This window comes from Thalassospira sp. MCCC 1A01428 (assembly GCF_002115825.1).
Taxonomy (GTDB): domain Bacteria; phylum Pseudomonadota; class Alphaproteobacteria; order Rhodospirillales; family Thalassospiraceae; genus Thalassospira.
Genome location: NZ_JFJZ01000060.1, coordinates 1 through 19612 on the forward strand (window position 1 = coordinate 1; position 19612 = coordinate 19612).

The following is a 19612-nucleotide window of genomic DNA, read 5'->3' on the forward strand; positions in this document are numbered from 1 at the left end:
TGGAGGCGGGTTATAGGCACCATTCCCTCACCTGTAAACACCTTTTTTAAACAAAAATGACGTTTTTTGGAAAAAACTGCGATTGGCAGGCAGGCGAATAACCCAAAAGGGAATGTCGACATCCACCCTTCCCGCACAACGCGAAAACGACCTACTACGACGCGGTAAACACGTCATTTATGCGGGGTAACCTTAGGCGGAGATGCGGAAATAATGGATCAAAGACGCCAATTTACCCCGGAATGAAGGCAGCAAAAGCAAGTTGGACAACAAACATCACGCATCTGATCGAGATCAGGGCGATGTCAAAGCAACAGGCATATTAACAAGAGAGAAACTGCAACATATCATCCAGATGAGAGACCTGATGATTTCACACATATATATAGAGAGCCCCCTTCGCTTAATGACCCAAGGTGCGATGCGGTGCAGCATGATGGAAAGGCTGCAAGGTTATTGCGATAAAAAGACGACCATTTCAGATCGTTAAATCATTGCCATTTTCCTGCCATTGTCGCCGGGCAGATGGCGCCCGCCAGCAAGAGAATTTTCAGCAGGATATTCAGCGAGCCTCAATACTTCTTAAACCTTCCTGCTGGCACACTGCTTTTGGCACCTTCAAATACAAAACCCGGTAATTGGGGTTTCATAATTGCCTGCCGTTTTGTATAACATTTCCGCCGATGTTGCCAAAAAGAGCAACTCGTTGGGTACACTGCATTTTTGATGACAGGGGAGATCTACGGCGATGGCCGGAAGACAAATCGTATCGTTTGCTGCGCTTGCGGCCATCATTGGCGGGACAACCGGCTATATTCTTTCTGACGCACAACAGGGACACCATAGTCCGCTTTCTGCCTATGCAGCAGAAACCACGACCATGCCAAAACCTGCAATGTCACCGAAGCACCAGACCACACGGGAAATTGCTTCTGTTGCGGAAACGGTTCCCGTGGATGAAGGTTCCAAAAAAAATTCGGATAATTCATCACGGCAGGACACTGTTGTGCTTGAAAAGGGCTCGAACCTGATGGCGGTTCTGACCGGGGCCGGACTTGAGCGGTCGGTTGCCTTTGAGGCCATTGAGGCTTTGCGCGATGTTTATAACCCGCGCAAATTACGCGCCGGTCAGGAATTTGACCTGGTTTATGCCAGCGAAATCAGCGGCGACACCGGGGATCTTCTTGATACCTTGCGCTTTCAGCCCGACGCGGAAACCATCGTTTCGGTATCACGCACCGATGACGGTTTTAGCGCCTCGACCGACAAGGTAGAGCTGGTTAGTTCACCCAATGCGACCAGCGGCACCATTGACCAAAGCCTGTTTATGGCCGCAGAAAAGAACGGCATGCCGTTGTCGGTTCTGATGGAAATGATCAAGCTTTATAGCTATGACGTCGACTTTCAGCGCGATATTCAGCCTGGCGACAGCTTTGAAGTCATGTATGACGACATGAAAAACCCCAAAGGCGACCTGGTTCGTCACGGGGATATCGTTTATGCCAGCATGAATATTCGTGGCACTGATTATCGCCTGTATTCCTATACCGACAGTGATGGCAATCAGGACTTTTACAACGAAAAGGGCGAATCGTTCCGGCGTGCGCTGATGCGGACCCCGGTAAATGGGGCGCGCCTGTCATCCGGGTTCGGGATGCGCAAACACCCGATTTTGGGATATAGCCGCATGCATCAGGGTGTGGACTTTGCCGCCCCGACCGGCACCCCGATTTTTGCCGCCGGTAACGGCACCATTGAACGCATTGGCAAGGTTGGTGGCTATGGCAACTATATTCGCCTGCGCCATAACAGCACCTATGAAACCGCCTATGGCCACATGGCACGGTTTGCCAAGGGACTTCATACCGGATCACGCGTCAAACAGGGCGATGTCATTGGTTATGTTGGCATGACAGGTAGCGCCACCGGGCCGCACCTGCATTTTGAAATTCTGAAAGCAGCCCATCAGGTTAACCCGATCAGCGTGAAAATGCCGAGCGGACGGACCCTGACCGGGAAGGAACTTGACCGTTTTCGCAACAATTCGGAGCAGTTGCAAAAGCAATATGCCCAATTGTCGATCGAAGGTGCGAAGGTTGCCAGTGCCGACTAAAACGATTTAACGATTTGTCATTCTTTCGAACCCTGCCAGTTCCCCCTGGCAGGGTTTTCTTTTTGAACGTCTTTCCAAAATTTCGAGGAATATATCAGTACCGGGCACAGGAAACCGATCACTGGGAAAACGCCTGAAGTTCGCCCAACATCACGTCATAAAATTCGCGTGCTACACCCGATAACGGATGCACATTCGAGGTGATGACCTCCAGCGGTTCAAGAATTTGCGGACGAAAAGGCAAAAGCCTGACATTGGACAGATTAAATGAGTCTGCGAACAACCGGCAATTTAGCGCATCGACCAATGCCACCCCGACCCCGAGATTAACAAACGACAACGCATGAACCGTTGTATGAACCTCGACCGCCCGATTAAAAACAAGCCCGCGATCAGCATAAATCCTTTTTAGGGCCTTTGTTGTCGCGTTTTCAGAATCAAGGGTGACCCAGGGAGAATCGGCTATAATCTCGGGTGTCAGGGCGTCGTGATGTGCTGCCGGATGATCCTTGTGAATCGCACAATGACATAACAAATCCATCGCTACCGATTCATGGCTGAAAGAACTTTGCGATTTATCGACAAGCCCGATCTGATATTGGCCGGTTGATATTCCCTGACGAATCACAGAACACCCCGCCTGATGCAAACTGACCTGTACACCCGGATGTTGTTTTAAGTACCGTGCAATCAATTCGGGCAGGAACCGGTAAGACGGGCCAAAAATGCTGCAAATACGCAACCGGCCCGCCTTGTTGTTTTTTGCCGCTTTCAGGCTGTCATCAAGATGATTAAGGCTCTGAAGCAAGGTATAAACTTCGTCATGAAGGAAATGGGCCTCGTCCGTCGGGATCAGTTTGCCATTACTGCGCGCAAATAACCTGTAGCCAATATCGTTTTCGAGATTGGTCAGCATTTTGCTGGCAGCGGGCTGGCTAACGAAACTTCTTTCGGCGGCCCGGGTGATACTGCCGGTGACAAAAACCTCGTGAAAAATCCGCAAACGTTTAACATTCATCAACATAACTCAAAGTTATAACCTCATTAAAAACATTCAATATCATTATTCAAATACTTAAACTAGCATCAGATCAGGCGTTGGATCAGAGCGCAGCAAAAACAAAAAAAAGTGCGATACCAAATTGCACTGTTTCAGTCTGGGAATATGCTTCTGCGGCGAACGCCCAATGAACAAGAATTTTTAAAACAGGGATTCAAAATGAATAAAGTGAAGTCAATTGTGGCTGCGGGGACCGCAATTTTTGTGATGCAAGTCGCAACGAGTTCGTCGGCCATGGCACAGGAACGCACCAGCACCCTGCAACAGGTAAAAGATCGCGGTTATCTGAGCTGTGTGATTGGCAATTCCTTTCCCGGATTTTACAGCCTTGATAAAGACGGCGAATGGCAGGGCATGGACATTGACATGTGCCGCGGCGTTGCCGCCGCCGTGTTTGGTGACGCGTCAAAAGTAAAATTCATGCCGGTTCAATGGGCACAAAGTTTTACGTCTATCAAAAGTGGCGAAGGCGACATGCTGTCCAAAGGCATGACCTGGACACTGTCGCGCGACACCAGCCAGGGCCTGGACTTTCTTGAAACCTATTTTTACGACGGCCAGGGTTTCATGGTGCGCAAGGATCTGGGCGTGAATTCGGTTAAAGACCTGAAAGGGGCAACGGTTTGTGTTCTTACCGGGACATCAAGCGAATTGAACCTTGCCGATTACAGCCGCACCCACGGACTGGACCTTAAAACCGTGGTGTTTGATGATTCGGCTGTTCGTAATACCGCATTCTTCAATGAAAACTGCGATGCCCTGACCAATGACAAATCGGGCCTGGCGGCACAACGTTCCGCCGCACCAAACCCGGACGATTATGTTGTCCTGCCCGAAACCATTTCAAAGGAAGCCCTGTCCTTTGCCGTCACCCAGAATGACAGCGAATGGGCCAACATTGTAAAATGGACCTTTGAAGCAATGGTTGCGGCCGAAGAATATGGCATCACATCGGCCAATGTCGATGAGATGAAAAACAATTCGGCCAGCCCGGTTGTTCGCCGTATCCTTGGCACAGAAGGCGACCTGAATACCGGACTTGGACTGTCGCCGGACTGGGCATATCAAGTGATCAAGGCCGTTGGCAATTATGGTGAAATTTATGCCCGCAATGTCGGCCCCAACAGTGTTCTGGGCCTTGAACGTAAAGGCACACTCAATGCCTTGTGGCAGGATGGCGGGCTGATGTACGCCAAGTCTTTCCGTTAATACGCATTGGTCCTTGCATTTCAGGCAGGTCTTCGGGCCTGCCTGTTTCAAACCTTTCAAGGTTCGGTTTCCCGGCATGATCCCCACCCCGATACAAAAGCCGCACAAATCCCCGCCGGTGCGTTCTGCCCCCAAGCTGGAAGGGCATCGCCCGCTGGTTACTTTTTTAAATAAAGATGCAACACGCGCGGGCCTTATTCAGGGCGCGGTTCTTTTCCTTGTGCTTTTGCTTTTTCTTTATCTGTTTTCAAATGCAGCCCATAACCTTGACCGACTGGGCATGGTTTTCGGTTTTGATTTTTTAACCGCGACCGCAGGGTTCGATATTAGCTGGAGCCTTATTCCCTATGACCCCGGTATGAGTTACTGGCGGGTCTTTTTAGTGGGCATTACCAATACACTGGTATTATCGGCGGCGGTTATCGTGTTTGGCACCCTGATCGGCACTATTGTTGGTATTCTTCGCCTGTCGCATAACCCGCTGGTTGCACAACTGGCACGTTGTTATGTCGAGGTTGTTCGAAATGTGCCATTGCTGATTCAGATTATTTTCTGGTTCACTGCGGTTTTTTCGGCACTGCCGCCCCCACGCAAGGGATTTGCCTTTGGCGATGTCTTTTTCCTCAACAATCGCGGGTTCTATTTCCCCACCGCACAGTCAGATATTCCTGCCATATGGTTTGTTATTGCGGTATGTGCCTTTGTGCTTGGCGGCTGGTTTTTGCGGCAACTTGCCCGATCGGGCAATGATAGCCGCCCGCAAAAATCCCGGGCCGTTATGGCCGGTTGGGGATGCTGGGCTGCTTTACTGATCGCCTGCATCGTTATCCTCGGCCGGTTTTTAACCTGGTCGGTCCCTGCCCTTGACGGATTTAACCTTGAAGGCGGGCAATATATTCCGGCTGCGTTCGGTGCCGCCTTTGTTGCCATGACGGTTTACCGGTCGGCGGCAATTGCCGAAACAGTTCGCGCGGGGATGCAATCCATTGACAAGGGGCAACACGAAGCTGCCGCAACAATCGGTTTTTCCCGGTATCAAACCCTGCGCCTTGTGCTGATCCCCCAGGCGGTACGAGCCATTATTCCGCCTTTGGCAAATTCGTGGCTGGTTGCGGTGAAGGATTCATCGCTTGCGGTTGCGATTGGGTTTCCCGAAATCGTGTCGGTTTTTATGCAGACCTCGATCAATCAGACAGGGCGCGCCATTGAAATCATATCAATGGTGATGGGCTTTTACATCGTGGTCAGCCTGAGCATTTCCTATTTGCTGAACCGCTATAACGCCCACGTGCAGTATAAGGTCAGATAAATGAGCAACAAAACCGGGCTAAAACAGTTCGTTGCGAAACCTGCACGTCTGCCAACCCAAAATGATCAAACCATCATCAGGCGTATTCACAGCCGCTGTTTCAACACCATCGGCAACAGCATACTGACAATCTCGGTTGTGGTTCTGGGCTGGTATGTTATCAGCGCGGCCCTTGACTGGGCTGTGTTTAATGCCGTGTGGCATGCCAGCACCCGGCGCGAATGCATGAATATCAGCCCGGAAGGGGCATGCTGGGCCGGCGTGATAAGCTGGTTTAACGGGCTGATTTATGGCCGCTACCCAACAGACCAGCAATGGCGGATCAATCTTGGCTTTATTCTTGCTGTGATGTGGCTTTTCCCGCTGAGCTGTCAGAAAATTGCCTATCGCAACTTCATCTTGCTGTCATGGATCGGATTATATCCGTTTTTCGGCGCCTATCTGTTTCTGGGTGGCACCTTCGGGGTCGATATCGGGGTATTTCATGGCGTTCTGACCTGCCTTGCAAGTGGCTTTTTCATATTGCTGTATGCAAACTGGCTTTTGGCGATTTTAAACAAACCGCATCTTTGCGAAATTTTTCAACCGCTGGCATCGCGTCTGTTTAACCGCTGGTCACAGCCCCTGTGCCTGCTTTTTGTGTGGCTGGTCCTTAGCCTGCCTGCGGCGGCTGTTCTTTCGCAGGTGCAATTGCAACCCGTGGCAATCGAACGGTGGGGAGGACTGTTCCTGACCCTGATCATCGCCACCTTCGCCATTACCATGTCCATCCCCATTGGGGTAATCCTGGCACTGGGGCGGCAATCGACATTGCCGGTTGTTCACTGGTTATCGCTTTTGGTGATCGAGCTTGTGCGTGCCGTTCCCCTGATTACGGTCTTGTTTATGGCTGTAACGCTGCTACCGATTTTTCTGCCCAGTGATATGGAACTCAACAAGCTGTCGCAGGTTCTTTTTGCTGTGTGCATTTTTGCCGGGGCTTATATGGCGGAAAATATACGTGGCGGTTTGCAAGCCATTCCACGCGGGCAATATGAAGCGGCGCAGGCGCTTGGCCTGGGATACTGGTTCACCATGCTGCTTATTGTATTGCCCCAGGCATTGCGACTTATGATCCCCAATATCATGACATCGTTCATCAGCATTTTAAAAGATACCACGCTGGTATCCATTATCGGGCTGTTCGACATCATGCTGATGGCGCGCAACATATCAAACGACAAGGACTGGATCGGGCTGCATACCGAACCCATTGCCATGATCTCGATCCTGTTTTTTGTCCTTTGCTACAGCATGTCGCAATACAGTCTTAACCTTGAAAAACGCCTGAAGGTGGATCGCTCATGACTTTGCAGAACCGTTCGGCGACCACCCCGGAGCCCCATGGCCGCGCAATCGAAATTAGCGGACTTAACAAATGGTATGGTGCCCATCACGTTTTGCGCGACATATCGCTTGATATCGCGGAAAGCGAGATCATGGTGGTGTGTGGCCCCTCAGGATCAGGAAAATCAACACTGATCCGGTGTCTTAACCATCTTGAAGAATATCAGGAAGGCGAGGTTTCGGTATTTGGTCACACATTGCAGCGCAATACCCAAAGTGACCGTTATATTCATCAGACCATCGGCATGGTCTTTCAAAGCTTTAACCTGTTCCCCCATTTAAGTGTATTGCAAAACTGCACTTTGGGCCTGACATGGCTTCGTAAAAAAAGCGACAGCGAAGCCCGCGACATCGCCATGAGTTTGCTCGAACGGGTTGGAATTGCCAATCTCGCAGATCGCTTTCCCGGGCAAATTTCGGGTGGGCAGCAACAGCGCGTTGCCATTTCCCGGTCCCTGGCGATGGAACCGAAAATCATGCTGTTTGACGAACCGACATCCGCACTTGACCCGGAAATGGTCAAGGAAGTGCTTGATGTGATGGTTAACCTTGCCAAAACAGGCATGACGATGGTGTGCGTAACCCACGAAATGCAATTCGCCCGCCAGGTCGCCGACCGCGTCGTCTTTATGGAGGATGGCGAAATTGTTGAGGTCGGACCGCCCGAACAGGTTTTGCTCAATCCGCAATGGGACCGCACGAAGGAATTTCTCGACCATATCCTTTAGCTGATCGCAGCCTGCAAAAACAACCACGTCAAAAGAACGGAAAATGATCGAAATGTTGGCAAAACATTCATCGAATTACACCCATGCGCCTTATTGGCTTGAAGATACGTCGATCAAGGCTGCACCCGCGACATTTCAACACCAGGATCTTCCCGCTTCTGTCGACGTGGTTATTGTCGGTGGCGGTTTTACCGGCTTGTCCGCGGCCATAACCCTGATCCGTGCCGGTTTAAAGGTTGCCCTGTTTGAAGCGGGACATTTAGGCAGCGGAGCAAGCACCCGCACCGGCGGAATGCTGGGACCAAGTTTTAGCAAACTGGGTGTTAACGGGTTGGAACGCCATTACGGGCGCGATCAGGTTCATGCCTCGATCAAGGAAAGCCTGGTCGCGTTTGACTGGCTGGTAAAATTTATCCGGGACGAACAAATTGATTGTGACCTGCAAATATGCGGGCGGTTTCGCGGTGCCAGCCATCCATCACATTATGCCGGGCTGGTTGAACAGGCAAACGAACTGGCAAAAATTGTCGATTTCCCGGCAATTGAAGTCAGCCGCAACGAACAGATGCAGGAAGTTGGCAGCAACCGTTATTATGGCGGGCTGGTTTACCCAACCGACGGTGCCGTGCAACCGGCAAAGCTGTTTCGTGGATTATGCCAGATTGCCCAAAAAGACGGTGCGATGCTGGTTGAACAAACGCCCGTGCGTCATGTTGAAAAGCAAAACGGGGAATTTACCGTTCGCTTTGACAACGGCGAAATCAAAGCCGGGCATGTCATTATCGCCACCAACGGCTATACCGGCGGCGCATTTTCACAATTCAAGCGGCGTTTGATCCCTATTCGTTCGGCCATCATCGCAACAGAGGAACTGCCAGAGGCTGTTATCCGTTCTGTTTCGCCCAAATTGCGTTGCCACGGCAGCACCGAAAGACTTTCAGCCTATTATCGCCCCTCGCCCGATGGCAAGCGCATCCTGTTTGGCGGGCGTGCCTTTGGACGCGGGGACCGGCCCGACCTTTATTCACACTATTTGCGTAATTTTATGGTTCGGTTATTTCCCCAGCTTCAAACTGCAAAAATCGATTACGCATGGTCTGGGCTGGTTGCCTACACCTTCGATCATGTGCCCCATATTGGCGAGCTTGATGGCCTGCATTATGCCATGGGCTATTGTGGATCCGGGGTTGGCCGGTCAAACTATTTCGGGCGCAAAATCGCCCAAAAAGTTATGGGCCTTGCCGAAGGCCGCACCACATTCGAGGATTATCCGTTTAAAGGACGCCCGTTTTATTATGGCAATCCTTGGTTTTTACCTGCGATCATGAAATGGCATGAACTTGCCGACCGCATGGGACTATAGCCCGGCGCCAACTTCGCTTAATGCACCGGTTATCAAGCTGCAGCCCCAAAATGCCATCGCGATTCGTAGTCACACAAACAAACGCCGGAGGTTTCAATGAAATCTCCGGCGTTGTCTTGATAATTATATAATGCCCGAATAAAGAAGCCTATCGGTACACAGTGCAACAGGCCAGATTCTCAAGCTGCATCGCGTTCGAATTGCAGTTTGGCCAGACGGGCATAAAGCGGGCTGGTTTCAAGCAATTCATGGTGCGAGCCAATAGCGACCAGTTGTCCATCGTCAATCACAGCGATACGGTCTGCGTGCAGCACTGTCGACAGACGATGTGCAATGACCAGCGTTGTGCGCGACTTCATGATGGTTTCAAGCGCCTTTTGCACCACCTGTTCGCTTTCGGCATCCAGCGCGCTGGTGGCTTCGTCAAGCAGCAACACAGACGGGTTACGCAAAATGGCACGGGCAATGGCAATACGCTGGCGTTGACCACCGGAAAGACGAACACCCTTTTCCCCCAGAAAGGTTTTAAACCCGTCGGGTAAACGATCCAAAAACTCGCTGGCATGGGCTGCATCGGCCGCAGCCCTTACATCGGCGTCTGAAGCATCGGGGCGCCCGTAACGAATGTTTTCCCAGGCGTTGGCAGCAAAAATAACCGGGTCCTGCGCAACCAGCCCCAAACGTTCACGCACAGCAATGGGATCAGCCTGTCGAATATCAACACCATCAAGCGAAATCAGCCCCGAAGCCGGGTCGTAAAACCGTAGCAGCAATTGGAAAACAGTGGTTTTACCCGCGCCGGACGGGCCAACCAGCGCCACCGTTTCCCCTGCATGAACATCAAGCGAAAAACCGGTCAGGGCTGAACGATCAGGCCGGGCGGGGTAATGGAAGGTAACATTTTCAAACCGGACATTACCCTGTGGGCGGTCTGGCATGGCCACCGCATTGGCCGGGGCCGCAATGCCAGGCCGGGTATGTAACAGGGCCACCAGCCGTTCGGCGGCACCGGCGGCACGCTGCAAATCACCAATGACTTCGCTGATGGCACCGACAGAACCAGCCACCACAACCGCATAAAACACAAAGGCCGAAAGTTCCCCGGCGGAAATCGTGCCATTCAGCACATCATGCCCGCCGATCCACAAAATAACGCCAACTGCACCAAACACCATAATAATGACCACGGCGGTCAACAGGGCACGGGCGGAAATACGCGAAATAGAGGTTTTAAACGCCCCTTCAACATACCCGTTAAAGCGATTGCTTTCGATTTCTTCGTGGGTATAGGCCTGCACCGTGCGCAGTGCATTGATCGATTCTTCGGAAAAAGCACTGACATCGGCGATGCGATCTTGCGAGTCCCGCGACAGACGACGCACCTTGCGACCATAAAAAATGATCGGCACCACCACTAACGGCACGACCAGCAAGACAAGAGCCGTCAATTTGGGGCTGGTAATGGCCAACATCGCCAGACCGCCGACGAACATAAGAATATTGCGAAGCGCAATAGAAACACTGGAACCGATAACCACCTGCAACAGGGAAGTGTCGGTTGTCAGGCGTGACAACACCTCGCCGGTGCGGGTGACTTCGAAAAAGCCGGGATCAAGACGAATGATGTGAGCATAAATCGCCCGGCGAATGTCGGCGACAACGCGTTCCCCGATCCAGGAAACCAGATAGAATCGGGAATAACTGGCAAGCGCCATCAGAATGGTGAAGCCTAAAAGCACAAATAACGCCTGGTCAAGAAGGCCGCCATTGCCATCGGCAAAGCCCTTGTCGACCAGAAAACGCAACCCGTTACCCAAAGCCAAAACCGTACCCGACGCCACAATCAGGGCAAGGGAGGCACCAGCTATTTGTAATTTATAGGGTTTAATAAAGGGCACAATAGCCCGCAAAGAGGAGAGATCCCGGCTTCGATCACGATCTTCGAGGCGGGGGGACTTTCGCGGAGAGGTCGCCACGGCAATATTCCAGTTCTGTAATATCGACAGGAAAACGCCGGACCAAGGATTTAGTCCAGCGCGATCTTGTGCCCGGTCTTAACGGCAAGATCGGCAGCAAGCTGTTCGTGCAAGGTTGTGGCCCCCCGGGTGGAGCGCCAGCTTTCGGTGTCTTCGTCATAATCATAATGGCTGGCACCGCTTACGGGTGAGGACATCCAGATCTGACGGTTAAGGGCGTGTTTGTTAATGATAAACTGTTCACCCGAATCGAGTTCGATCGTTAAAATACCGGCTTCCAGATCAACGTCAATCTTGTCACCGATTGCATCATCAACAACATCAGAGATGGTTTCGATGGTCTGATCCGCAAGGCGATGAAAAAAGGTTTCTTCAAGAGGCACAATCAAACTCCGTCTGTCAGGCGGGAGGGCGTGTTGCCGTACCCGTGATCGTTTTGGTCCGTTGGCGCACCATACTATATAAGGTGAAGCGTGCAAGTAGACATCATCAATGACGGCAAGGAAATCCTGCGTTTTGCCTGATCCGAGATATTTACGGTGACAGGGGTTGCGCAGTTGGATTTTTTCGCTTATACACCGCGCTTCAAATTCCGGAGTGATAGGCGATGAAACAAGACATCCATCCCGATTACCATGAAATCACCGTTCAGATGACGGACGGCAGCACCTACACCACCAAGTCGACCTGGGGTAAACCGGGCGACGTCATGAAGCTGGACATTGATCCGAAGAGCCATCCGGCTTGGACGGGTGTTCATCGTCTTCTTGACAGCGGTGGACAGCTTGCCAAGTTCAAAAAGCGTTTCGCTGGTTTCAATATCGGTAATAACTAAGAACACAAATCGCGTTTTTTGCGATTTATGGGATTATCGCCCGCTGCATCCAAAAGATGCGGTGGGCGTTTTTCTTTTCTGCGCCATCTTTATATACACGCTGACACGCCTCATATGCCTTACCAAACTATGGTATAGTTCAACGTTTCTTGCCATACTTGAACCGGGACAGAATGATCGAGGCGGGTAACATGTATGTCATGCCGTTTTCGCGGGGGCGCGAGGTATGAATCAGATGGTCGCGCGCAAGCAGATCAGCTATGAAATCTATATAAAAGACAGAATGGGCAAGTGGGTTATTCATGCCCACTATACCGGTGCGCAAAAAGCGATTGCCGAAGAGGAAACCCATCAGCTTGAGCGTGAACAGCATGTGATGGCTGTCAAGCTGATCCGCGAGGTTTACAGCAGCGAAACCAACAGTGCTGACGAATATATCGTATATCAGACTCGCGATGCTGAAAGCCGCGAAAAGATTGCGACCTCGCGTGCTGCCCATTCCATCGAGCAGGTTGCCGACCCCGCCCCCGACGAAAACAATGACACTGCCCCGGCTGCCAAAACAAAATCAAAGCCGCGCAAAAAGAAGGATATCGGCCTGATCGGGCTGATTCTTAAGCTGCTACTGGCTTTTTGCGGGGCTATAGCCATTGGGCTTGCGGTTATGCTGGGCTCGGCACGCTTGCTGGAATATCTGCCGGGCATGGGCTATCACATCAGCCAGGGGGTGTTTGAAAAGGCCAACTTTTTTGCCTTTGTCCTTGGGTTTGTCGTCTCAATTACGCCCATGACAATGGCTCTGACCCGGCAGTTTCGCAGCTCGTCACGCAGCCGCAAAAAAGATAACACCCCGGACCAGGCCGCAGTCGCCCCGACAATTCCCAGTGGCCCAACCGACGAACAAATGCGTCAGGCCCGGGCCGAGGCCCTGCGCCGCAGCCTGGAAGAAAACCGTGCCGCTGCCAGCGACGAGACGGCCAGCGCCCCCGCGCGCCCTGACGAAGATGACAGTGAAACAACAGGCCAGCCCGAACACCCCGAACCGGAAAAAACCCCGGCCTTGCAGGCAACCCGGCAAATCATGCGTGATTTTATGGCGGGGTCGGTGATTGCAATTAGCGAAACCATGCCACAAATGGATGCCTATCATAAATTTGGCATCAATCTGTATGTTGCCGGGGCGTGCGATGCATGCAGCGAGCGCAACGCCCTGCCACATGATAATGGCCGCACCATTTTACGCGATTGCATTTCAGCCCTTGGGGCCAACGGCAAAATGTCGGAAACCTTTTGCAACAGCGTGGATCAATACCTGCTGGAACCCAAATATAACGATATGTATGGGGCGGGACGCGATTCTATGCTGAATTTCATGAAAGATGAAAACAGCATTTCGGTGTCTGTCGCCCACGCCCTGACTATCTGGTCGGAAAAACCGGCCCCGACAACACAGCAACCGGGCAAAAAAATTCATGCCCTGATGTTCACCGATATTGTCAATTCAACCCGGTTAACCCAGGAACTTGGCGATACTGGCGCGCAACAAATGATACATGCACACAATAAAATTGTTCGTACGGCGCTTTTGAACAATTACGGAAAAGAAGTGAAACATATGGGGGACGGCATAATGGCCGTTTTCCCGTCGTCCAATGCGGCCGTTGAAGGTGCTATTGAAATTCAGCGGCAAATGGCCCGCTATAATGCGACGGGAAAACTGGAATTCCATGTTCGCATTGGTATCAATGCCGGCGAGGCCCTTGCCGAGGAAAACGATTTATTCGGGGCGGTTGTGCAACTTGCGGCACGGGTATGTGCAGCCGCCACCGGCGACGAAACACTGGTATCACCTGCCGTGCGGGAAACATATGCAGGCAAGCGAGCAACCTTTACCTCGCGTGGAGCACGAACAATGAAGGGTTTTGACACCCCGATCGAAGTTTTTGCCGTAACCAGCCGCACCAAATAGGCGCTACGATACGATCAACACCTATTGGAACAGCGATGACGACGGGGACGGATACAGTATCACCATTGTATCACCGTATCATCAGCCCCCCTTATATCGCAGTCCAATTGCCCGACGCCTGGCCAAATGTCCAAAGCACCCGCCAACCGTTCCTGTATTCATCCCGAAATGGCAATTGAACGAAAGCAACTCAAAGCAAAAGCCGCCTGTGGCAACCCTTGCAGGACTACTGGCAGTGGCGCCGTCAATCCGCCGGGCGATGCCGGGCTGCGACCTGCAATTCCATACGGGCCGCGCGCATATAAAGCGAATGGGCACGATCCATTAAATCAAGCAAAGCCGGGGTTATTGTTGAACAACGATCACGGTCATCCTGAATGCATATTTTAATATCAACCATCAAATCGTCGCCATCAACCGCATCCGACCAGTCTATTTCACCGGCCTCCACCGCGCGAACCGACAACAGCCACGCCATGGAGCGGATCAGCCGCGTGGTCATACGCATTTCTTCGCGGAACTGGGCAATCGCGCCATCGCTTAACAGGTCTAACCTGTCACGCTTGCGATTGGCAGACAGGTAGTCCCGGGCCTCGACCAGAAGGGTCAGGGCCTCGTCATAAGTCTTGGAAAACGGCACGATGACAAAATTGCTGTCATAGTTACTTTTTCCACGCAATGGCGGCGGATCATATGTCATCCACCGTATATTGGACTATCTGGAATGTAGTTCAAGCATCAAGGGTACCAAAAGACGAAGAGGCCGCTCCCGATAAGAGCGACCTCGCCTCAACCTGCTAAACTTGCCGGACTGTTTTATTTTTTGCGAATCTATACTCCCGGCTCCGGCCCGGTCAAGCGCATAAGTGTCAAAAATGTGACTATACGTATTAGTACGTATCCTCAGCATAAAAAAAGAACCGCCCTACCAAAGGGCGGCCCAGTTTAACAGGGAGGCATCGAAACATCACGTTCGACAAGGGTAAAACTGAACCCTTAATCTTACATATAGATCGGCAGAATTAACATTCAATGAACCCAGGGTTTATTTTATCATTTAAATGACACCCTAATGAACTTTCATTGAAATATTCAGGTTCTAAAAAGGGCTTCGGCCCCTTTGCGCACACCGTCGCGGCGCACCAGCGCCTGTTCGACCCGTTCTATTTCCGACAACAGGACGGCTTTGTAGTCAGCCAGGTTTTCAACAGACATATCCTCAAGGTCGCGCGGAATACCCACCGGCATCCCCGCGGCTGCCTGAGCCAGAATATCGTCTTGCGCCATCATCGCCCTCCGTCGTTGCTGTTCCAACAGGACACATCAAAAAGCCTTGCCGCCGGTTTGGGTCGCCCGTCCGATCCGACAGAGCGCAACATCATGGCAACAAAAACCTTTCATATCTCGAACTGAAAACTAGATAATGATCAAACATCCATTTCGCCACAAAGGACAAGACATGAGCACGCAAAAAATTCCTGACACCATAAAAATCATCGCAATTGAAGAAAGTGGTGAAAACGGGCGACTGGTTACACAAAACGGGCCGTGTCCCCGTCCCGGTCCTGGCGAAGTCCTGGTCAAAATTGCCGCAGCCGGCATTAACCGCCCCGATTTGATGCAAGTCGCAGGCATGTATCCGCCGCCGCCCGGCGCATCCGATATCCCGGGGCTGGAACTGGCCGGGCAAATCGTTGCCTGCGGGGATGATTGCGGTGAATGGCAACCGGGTATGGATATGTGCGCGCTGGTTACAGGCGGTGCCTATGCGCAATATGCGGTGGTCCCGGCGCAACAATGCCTGCCAGTACCAAAGGGGTTATCCCTGACCGAAGCAGCCTGCCTGCCTGAAACGTTTTTTACCGTCTGGCACAATGTATTCGACAAGGCGCAGTTGCAGGCGGGCGAGGTATTTTTGGTCCATGGCGGCACATCGGGCATTGGCACCACCGCCATTCAAATGGCAAAGGCCATGGGTGCGACGGTGATTGCCACAGCAGGTAGTGATGAAAAATGCGAGGCCTGCCGCAAGCTGGGGGCGGATCACGCCATAAACTATCGCGATCAGGATTTTGTTGCCGCCGTAATGGAAGCAACCGAGGGCAAAGGGGCCAATGTCATCCTTGATATGGTGGCTGGCGATTATATCGACCGCGATTTCAAATGTGCAGCCCAGGATGGCCGCATTGCCGTGATTGCCTTTTTACGCGGCCCCAAGGCCGAAACCAACTTTTTGCCGTTATTGCGCAAACGCCTGACCCTGACCGGTTCCACATTACGCGCCCAGCCTGTTGCCGCCAAAGGGGCGATTGCCGACAAACTGCGCAAAACCATTTGGCCGCTGATTGAAGAAGGCAGGATAAAACCGGTAATTTACCGCGAGGTTGCATTTGACGATGCCCAGCAGGGACACGATATCCTGAAAGACGGGGCCCATATTGGCAAAGTCGTGATCAAAATGGGTTAAGACGCCGGTCCAAAGGCCGATTTTAACGTTTAAAACCGGCAAATCGGACCTGCAAAAATATTATTGCCCCTTAATCGCAACAGAATGTTGCTTTTAGGTGCGCATTGACCGAAAAGAACGCAGTGGTGCGTTGGGCATTCGCGCGCGGCTAACCGTTGGTTGGCCTGCTGCGTTGCCGATCCACCAAAAGAGATTATATTCTGGGGCAGATATTGCCGCGTTTTGGGGCTTTACCCATCGCCGGTCTCCAGAAGTTAAATGATAACAGGAGGAATTATGGCTCAGCCCCTCATGCCGAAAGCAACTGCTGTATGGCTTATCGACAATACCGGCTTGTCATTCCGGCAGATTGCCGCCTTCACCGGTTTGCACGAGCTTGAAATCCAGGCAATCGCCGATGGCGATGTCAGCCAGGGGATCGTCGGGCGTGACCCGGTGGCAAATGGTCAGTTGACCCAGGCAGAAATCACCCGTTGCGAGGGCGACCCGCGCGAAGTTCTCAAGTTGGCAAAATCGGACCTTCCGCGCCCGCGTTCGCAAAGCAAAGGTGCGCGTTATACCCCGGTTTCAAAACGCCAGGATCGCCCGAATGCCATTGCGTGGCTGCTAAAGCACCATCCGGAACTTGCAGACTCGCAGGTTTGCAAACTGATTGGCACCACCAAGGATACGATCGGCAAAATTCGCGATCGCAGCCATTGGAATTCGTCCAATCTTGTACCGCGCAATCCGGTTACCATGGGTCTTTGCACCGAACTTGACCTGGAAAAACAGGTTGTGATCGCACGCAACAAAAACCCGGAAAAAATCGTCCGCGATGTCGAGCCCGATCCGCTGCCCGAAGAATTGCAGATCAAACCGGAACCCGATTTTCCCGGTGCCGAAAAAGAGAAAAAAGAAGAACGTGGCAAGTCTTCTCACGATTACAAGGAAGCTGCCGAGAACCTTTTCCGCAGCTAACCCCATCAAATCAGTCAGGCCGCCGAAAGGCGGCCTTTCTTTTTGGTCAGATTGTTGGTTTCATATGAATGCAGCCGAACCGTCATATTATTGAAACGCGCCTGCATTAGCATTCATTCGCACCTTCAAACAGGCCGATAGAAAAACAATTTTATGCAAAAACGCCCAACCGAACGTCAGGCCAGCATTGTAGAAACAGTCCGCGCTGACGGATTTCGTACCATTGAAGACCTTGCCGAGCGTTTTCAGGTTACAGCACAAACCATTCGCCGCGATGTAAATGCGCTGTGTGAAGAAGGTTTATTGCGCCGTCGCCATGGCGGAGTTGAACCAGCCCTGGAACACGAAAACATCGCCTATCGCGCCCGCAAGGTTTTACATGTAAATGAAAAACGCAAAATTGCGGCCCTGGTAGCGCGTCACATTCCCGATGGAGCATCATTGTTCTTTTCCATCGGCACCACACCGGAACTGGTTGCCAGTGCGCTTTTGCAGCACCGATCCTTACGCATATTTACCAATAACCTGAATGTAGCCTACGTTGCGGCCACCAATGACAGCTTTGATGTCACGCTAATTGGCGGTCGCCTGCGTAACCGTGATCGCGACGTTCTAGGCCCCGAAGTCGAAATTTTCTTTAACAGTTATAAGGTTGATTACGGCATTTTCGGTGTTGGCGGCATAGACCCGGATGGCAGCCTGCTTGATTTTGATGAACAGGAAGTCCGTGCCCGGTCGGCCATTCTTGCCAATTCACGGCAGAATTATCTGGTGGCAGATCATACCAAATTTGGACGCAACGCCGTGGTACGCGGCGGCAATATTGCCCAGGTAACAGCATTTTTTACCGACACGACCCCGCCCGACCCGATCATCGCCATGATCGAAAAAACCGGTGTTGATCTGCATGTACCCGAACCAGGTGCCGAATTTCCAACCTTTTATGTTCCGGACGATCATTGATACCTGGTGGAAACCGGCAAGGAGCAACGTGGACATTAATTGACAATAATGAACAAGGCGCATGACCAGACATTAGGTGCACCTAATTGCCCAGTCGGTTAATTTTTTTGATGGCACCTTACAAAACCATATTGCCCAGCCCGGCGGCCTGTATCCCGTTATGAACCGCCCGCAACCCGGCTGTCAGGGTTTTATCACGACGCAAAATAACCGCCAGTTCCCGCCCCAGTTCCGGCAACAGGGGCCGCGACACGACAGGCAGGCGCGTACGCCCTGGCACCACCGCCATTGATGGCAATATTGAAGCCCCAAGCCCCGCGCCAACAAGTTCCTTGATCGCCTCGACACTGCCAAGTTCCATAACCGGGCGCGCGGCCACATTACCGTCTGTCCGCAGCCACCCATCGGCAATGTTGCATGTGTTTGACCCCTGTTCAAAAAATACCAGCGGAAACCCCGCCAACACCTGTGGGGTAACAACATCGCCAACATTGGCGTCGGCGGCAAAAATTGCCACAAACGGGTCTTTCATAATCGGGGTTATATCCAGAGCACGGCTGCTTACCGGCAGGGTCACAAACCCGATATCAAGGTCGTTATCCTCAACCAGCCGGGTCATTTCGGCGGTATTGCCGGTTTTTACCGAAATTTCCAACTCGGGAAAACGATGCTGAATATCCGCCAGAACAGCAGGCAAAAAATATATGCAGGCTGTTGCCCCGCAACCGATCCTTACCCGCCCGCGCACACCATCGCCAAACGATGCCACAGCATCCAGTGCATCACGAAGAGCATGGTCTATCGGCCCGATATGCGCACGCAATGCCTGGCCCACCGCCGTTGGCATGGCACGTTTGCCAATGCGTTCGATCAGTCGAACGCCAAGCCGTGTTTCCAACAGCTTTACCTGCTGGCTGATTGCGGGCTGGCTTAAATTCCGACGTTCAGCTGCGGCCGAAAAACTGCCCAGATCAATAACATCGGCAAAGGTTTGCAAATGATCCAGGTTAAATCCGCGCACTATTGGTTTTCCTTATGGTTTGTATAAATAATCAAACACATACTTATGATAAAAACCAATCTATATTTTGCCAATCGTATCCCGCCACCCCGGCGCAACCGGCAAAGAAGCTATCTGATGAATGATCGATCCGACACCCAAACAACAGACATACCGCCAACGGCCAGCAACAGCCCGGCCTGCCCCGGCGATGCCATTATCGCGCCAACACCTGCTGCGCCCGTTATGGTGCGGTAATCCGCCCGGAAAATAA

17 protein-coding genes are annotated in these 19612 nt (G+C 52.0%); 11 read left to right on the top strand and 6 right to left on the bottom strand.

All coding sequences use genetic code 11. The annotated features are described in order from the left end of the window. Positions 1 to 748: 748 nt before the first annotated feature. The gene (locus tag THS27_RS23730; protein ID WP_246833088.1) at positions 749 to 2113 is read left to right on the top strand and encodes a peptidoglycan DD-metalloendopeptidase family protein; all 1365 of its coding nucleotides are present in this window, start codon (positions 749 to 751) and stop codon (positions 2111 to 2113) included. A 118-nt stretch (positions 2114 to 2231) separates the two neighbouring features. Here the strand turns inward: THS27_RS23730 and THS27_RS23735 are convergent, their stop codons facing one another. After that, complete coding sequence (locus THS27_RS23735) at positions 2232 to 3131, bottom strand: LysR family transcriptional regulator (protein ID WP_085595155.1); 900 nt, start codon at positions 3129 to 3131, stop codon at positions 2232 to 2234. A 201-nt stretch (positions 3132 to 3332) separates the two neighbouring features. Between THS27_RS23735 and THS27_RS23740 the strand changes: the two genes are divergently transcribed. The 5 genes from THS27_RS23740 to THS27_RS23760 all read left to right on the top strand — a co-directional run bounded on the left by THS27_RS23740 (position 3333) and on the right by THS27_RS23760 (position 9168). Further along, positions 3333 to 4382, top strand: coding sequence for an amino acid ABC transporter substrate-binding protein (locus tag THS27_RS23740; protein ID WP_085595157.1), 1050 nt, complete (start codon positions 3333 to 3335; stop codon positions 4380 to 4382). 76 nt (positions 4383 to 4458) lie between these two features. Further along, positions 4459 to 5691, top strand: coding sequence for an amino acid ABC transporter permease (locus tag THS27_RS23745; RefSeq protein ID WP_085595131.1), 1233 nt, complete (start codon positions 4459 to 4461; stop codon positions 5689 to 5691). Then, the gene (locus THS27_RS23750; RefSeq protein WP_085595132.1) at positions 5692 to 7038 is read left to right on the top strand and encodes an amino acid ABC transporter permease; all 1347 of its coding nucleotides are present in this window, start codon (positions 5692 to 5694) and stop codon (positions 7036 to 7038) included. Next, positions 7035 to 7805, top strand: coding sequence for an amino acid ABC transporter ATP-binding protein (locus THS27_RS23755; RefSeq protein ID WP_085595134.1), 771 nt, complete (start codon positions 7035 to 7037; stop codon positions 7803 to 7805). The genes THS27_RS23750 and THS27_RS23755 overlap by 4 nt, the downstream gene beginning before the upstream one ends. Positions 7806 to 7848: 43 nt before the next feature. Next, a complete protein-coding gene (locus THS27_RS23760) occupies positions 7849 to 9168 on the top strand; it encodes an FAD-binding oxidoreductase (protein WP_246833089.1) in 1320 nt (439 codons plus the stop codon). Between the two features lie 179 nt (positions 9169 to 9347). On the opposite strand, the gene THS27_RS23765 is transcribed toward THS27_RS23760, so the two are convergent. Both THS27_RS23765 and cyaY read right to left on the bottom strand, forming a co-directional pair. Beyond that, positions 9348 to 11144 (bottom strand): ABC transporter transmembrane domain-containing protein, encoded by a 1797-nt coding sequence (locus THS27_RS23765; RefSeq protein ID WP_085595136.1) that lies wholly within the window; start codon positions 11142 to 11144, stop codon positions 9348 to 9350. A 50-nt stretch (positions 11145 to 11194) separates the two neighbouring features. Next, on the bottom strand, positions 11195 to 11527 hold the full coding sequence (gene cyaY / locus THS27_RS23770; protein WP_246833090.1) for an iron donor protein CyaY: 333 nt from the start codon (positions 11525 to 11527) through the stop codon (positions 11195 to 11197). A 224-nt stretch (positions 11528 to 11751) separates the two neighbouring features. Here cyaY and rpmE point away from each other — a divergent pair, with 224 nt between their 5' ends. Then, a complete protein-coding gene (gene rpmE / locus THS27_RS23775) occupies positions 11752 to 11979 on the top strand; it encodes a 50S ribosomal protein L31 (protein WP_073956141.1) in 228 nt (75 codons plus the stop codon). A 226-nt stretch (positions 11980 to 12205) separates the two neighbouring features. Continuing rightward, positions 12206 to 13948, top strand: a complete 1743-nt coding sequence (locus THS27_RS23780; RefSeq protein WP_085595140.1) for an adenylate/guanylate cyclase domain-containing protein — start codon at positions 12206 to 12208, stop codon at positions 13946 to 13948. 244 nt (positions 13949 to 14192) lie between these two features. On the opposite strand, the gene THS27_RS23785 is transcribed toward THS27_RS23780, so the two are convergent. Continuing rightward, on the bottom strand, positions 14193 to 14648 hold the full coding sequence (locus THS27_RS23785; protein ID WP_085595141.1) for a DUF1465 family protein: 456 nt from the start codon (positions 14646 to 14648) through the stop codon (positions 14193 to 14195). Between the two features lie 392 nt (positions 14649 to 15040). Further along, entirely contained in the window at positions 15041 to 15238 is a 198-nt protein-coding gene (locus THS27_RS23790; protein ID WP_085595143.1) for a DUF1192 domain-containing protein, read from the bottom strand. Positions 15239 to 15407: 169 nt separating this feature from the next. Here THS27_RS23790 and THS27_RS23795 point away from each other — a divergent pair, with 169 nt between their 5' ends. From THS27_RS23795 to THS27_RS23805, 3 genes are all read left to right on the top strand, one after another. Then, complete coding sequence (locus THS27_RS23795) at positions 15408 to 16415, top strand: NAD(P)H-quinone oxidoreductase (protein WP_085595145.1); 1008 nt, start codon at positions 15408 to 15410, stop codon at positions 16413 to 16415. Between the two features lie 276 nt (positions 16416 to 16691). Next, positions 16692 to 17375, top strand: a complete 684-nt coding sequence (locus THS27_RS23800) for a DUF1013 domain-containing protein (protein WP_085595147.1) — start codon at positions 16692 to 16694, stop codon at positions 17373 to 17375. A 153-nt stretch (positions 17376 to 17528) separates the two neighbouring features. Then, positions 17529 to 18338 carry a DeoR/GlpR family DNA-binding transcription regulator gene (locus THS27_RS23805; RefSeq protein ID WP_085595149.1) on the top strand — a complete coding sequence of 270 codons (810 nt, stop codon included), beginning with the start codon at positions 17529 to 17531 and terminating at the stop codon, positions 18336 to 18338. 118 nt (positions 18339 to 18456) lie between these two features. On the opposite strand, the gene THS27_RS23810 is transcribed toward THS27_RS23805, so the two are convergent. Then, complete coding sequence (locus tag THS27_RS23810; protein WP_085595151.1) at positions 18457 to 19359, bottom strand: LysR family transcriptional regulator; 903 nt, start codon at positions 19357 to 19359, stop codon at positions 18457 to 18459. Positions 19360 to 19612 lie beyond the last annotated feature (253 nt).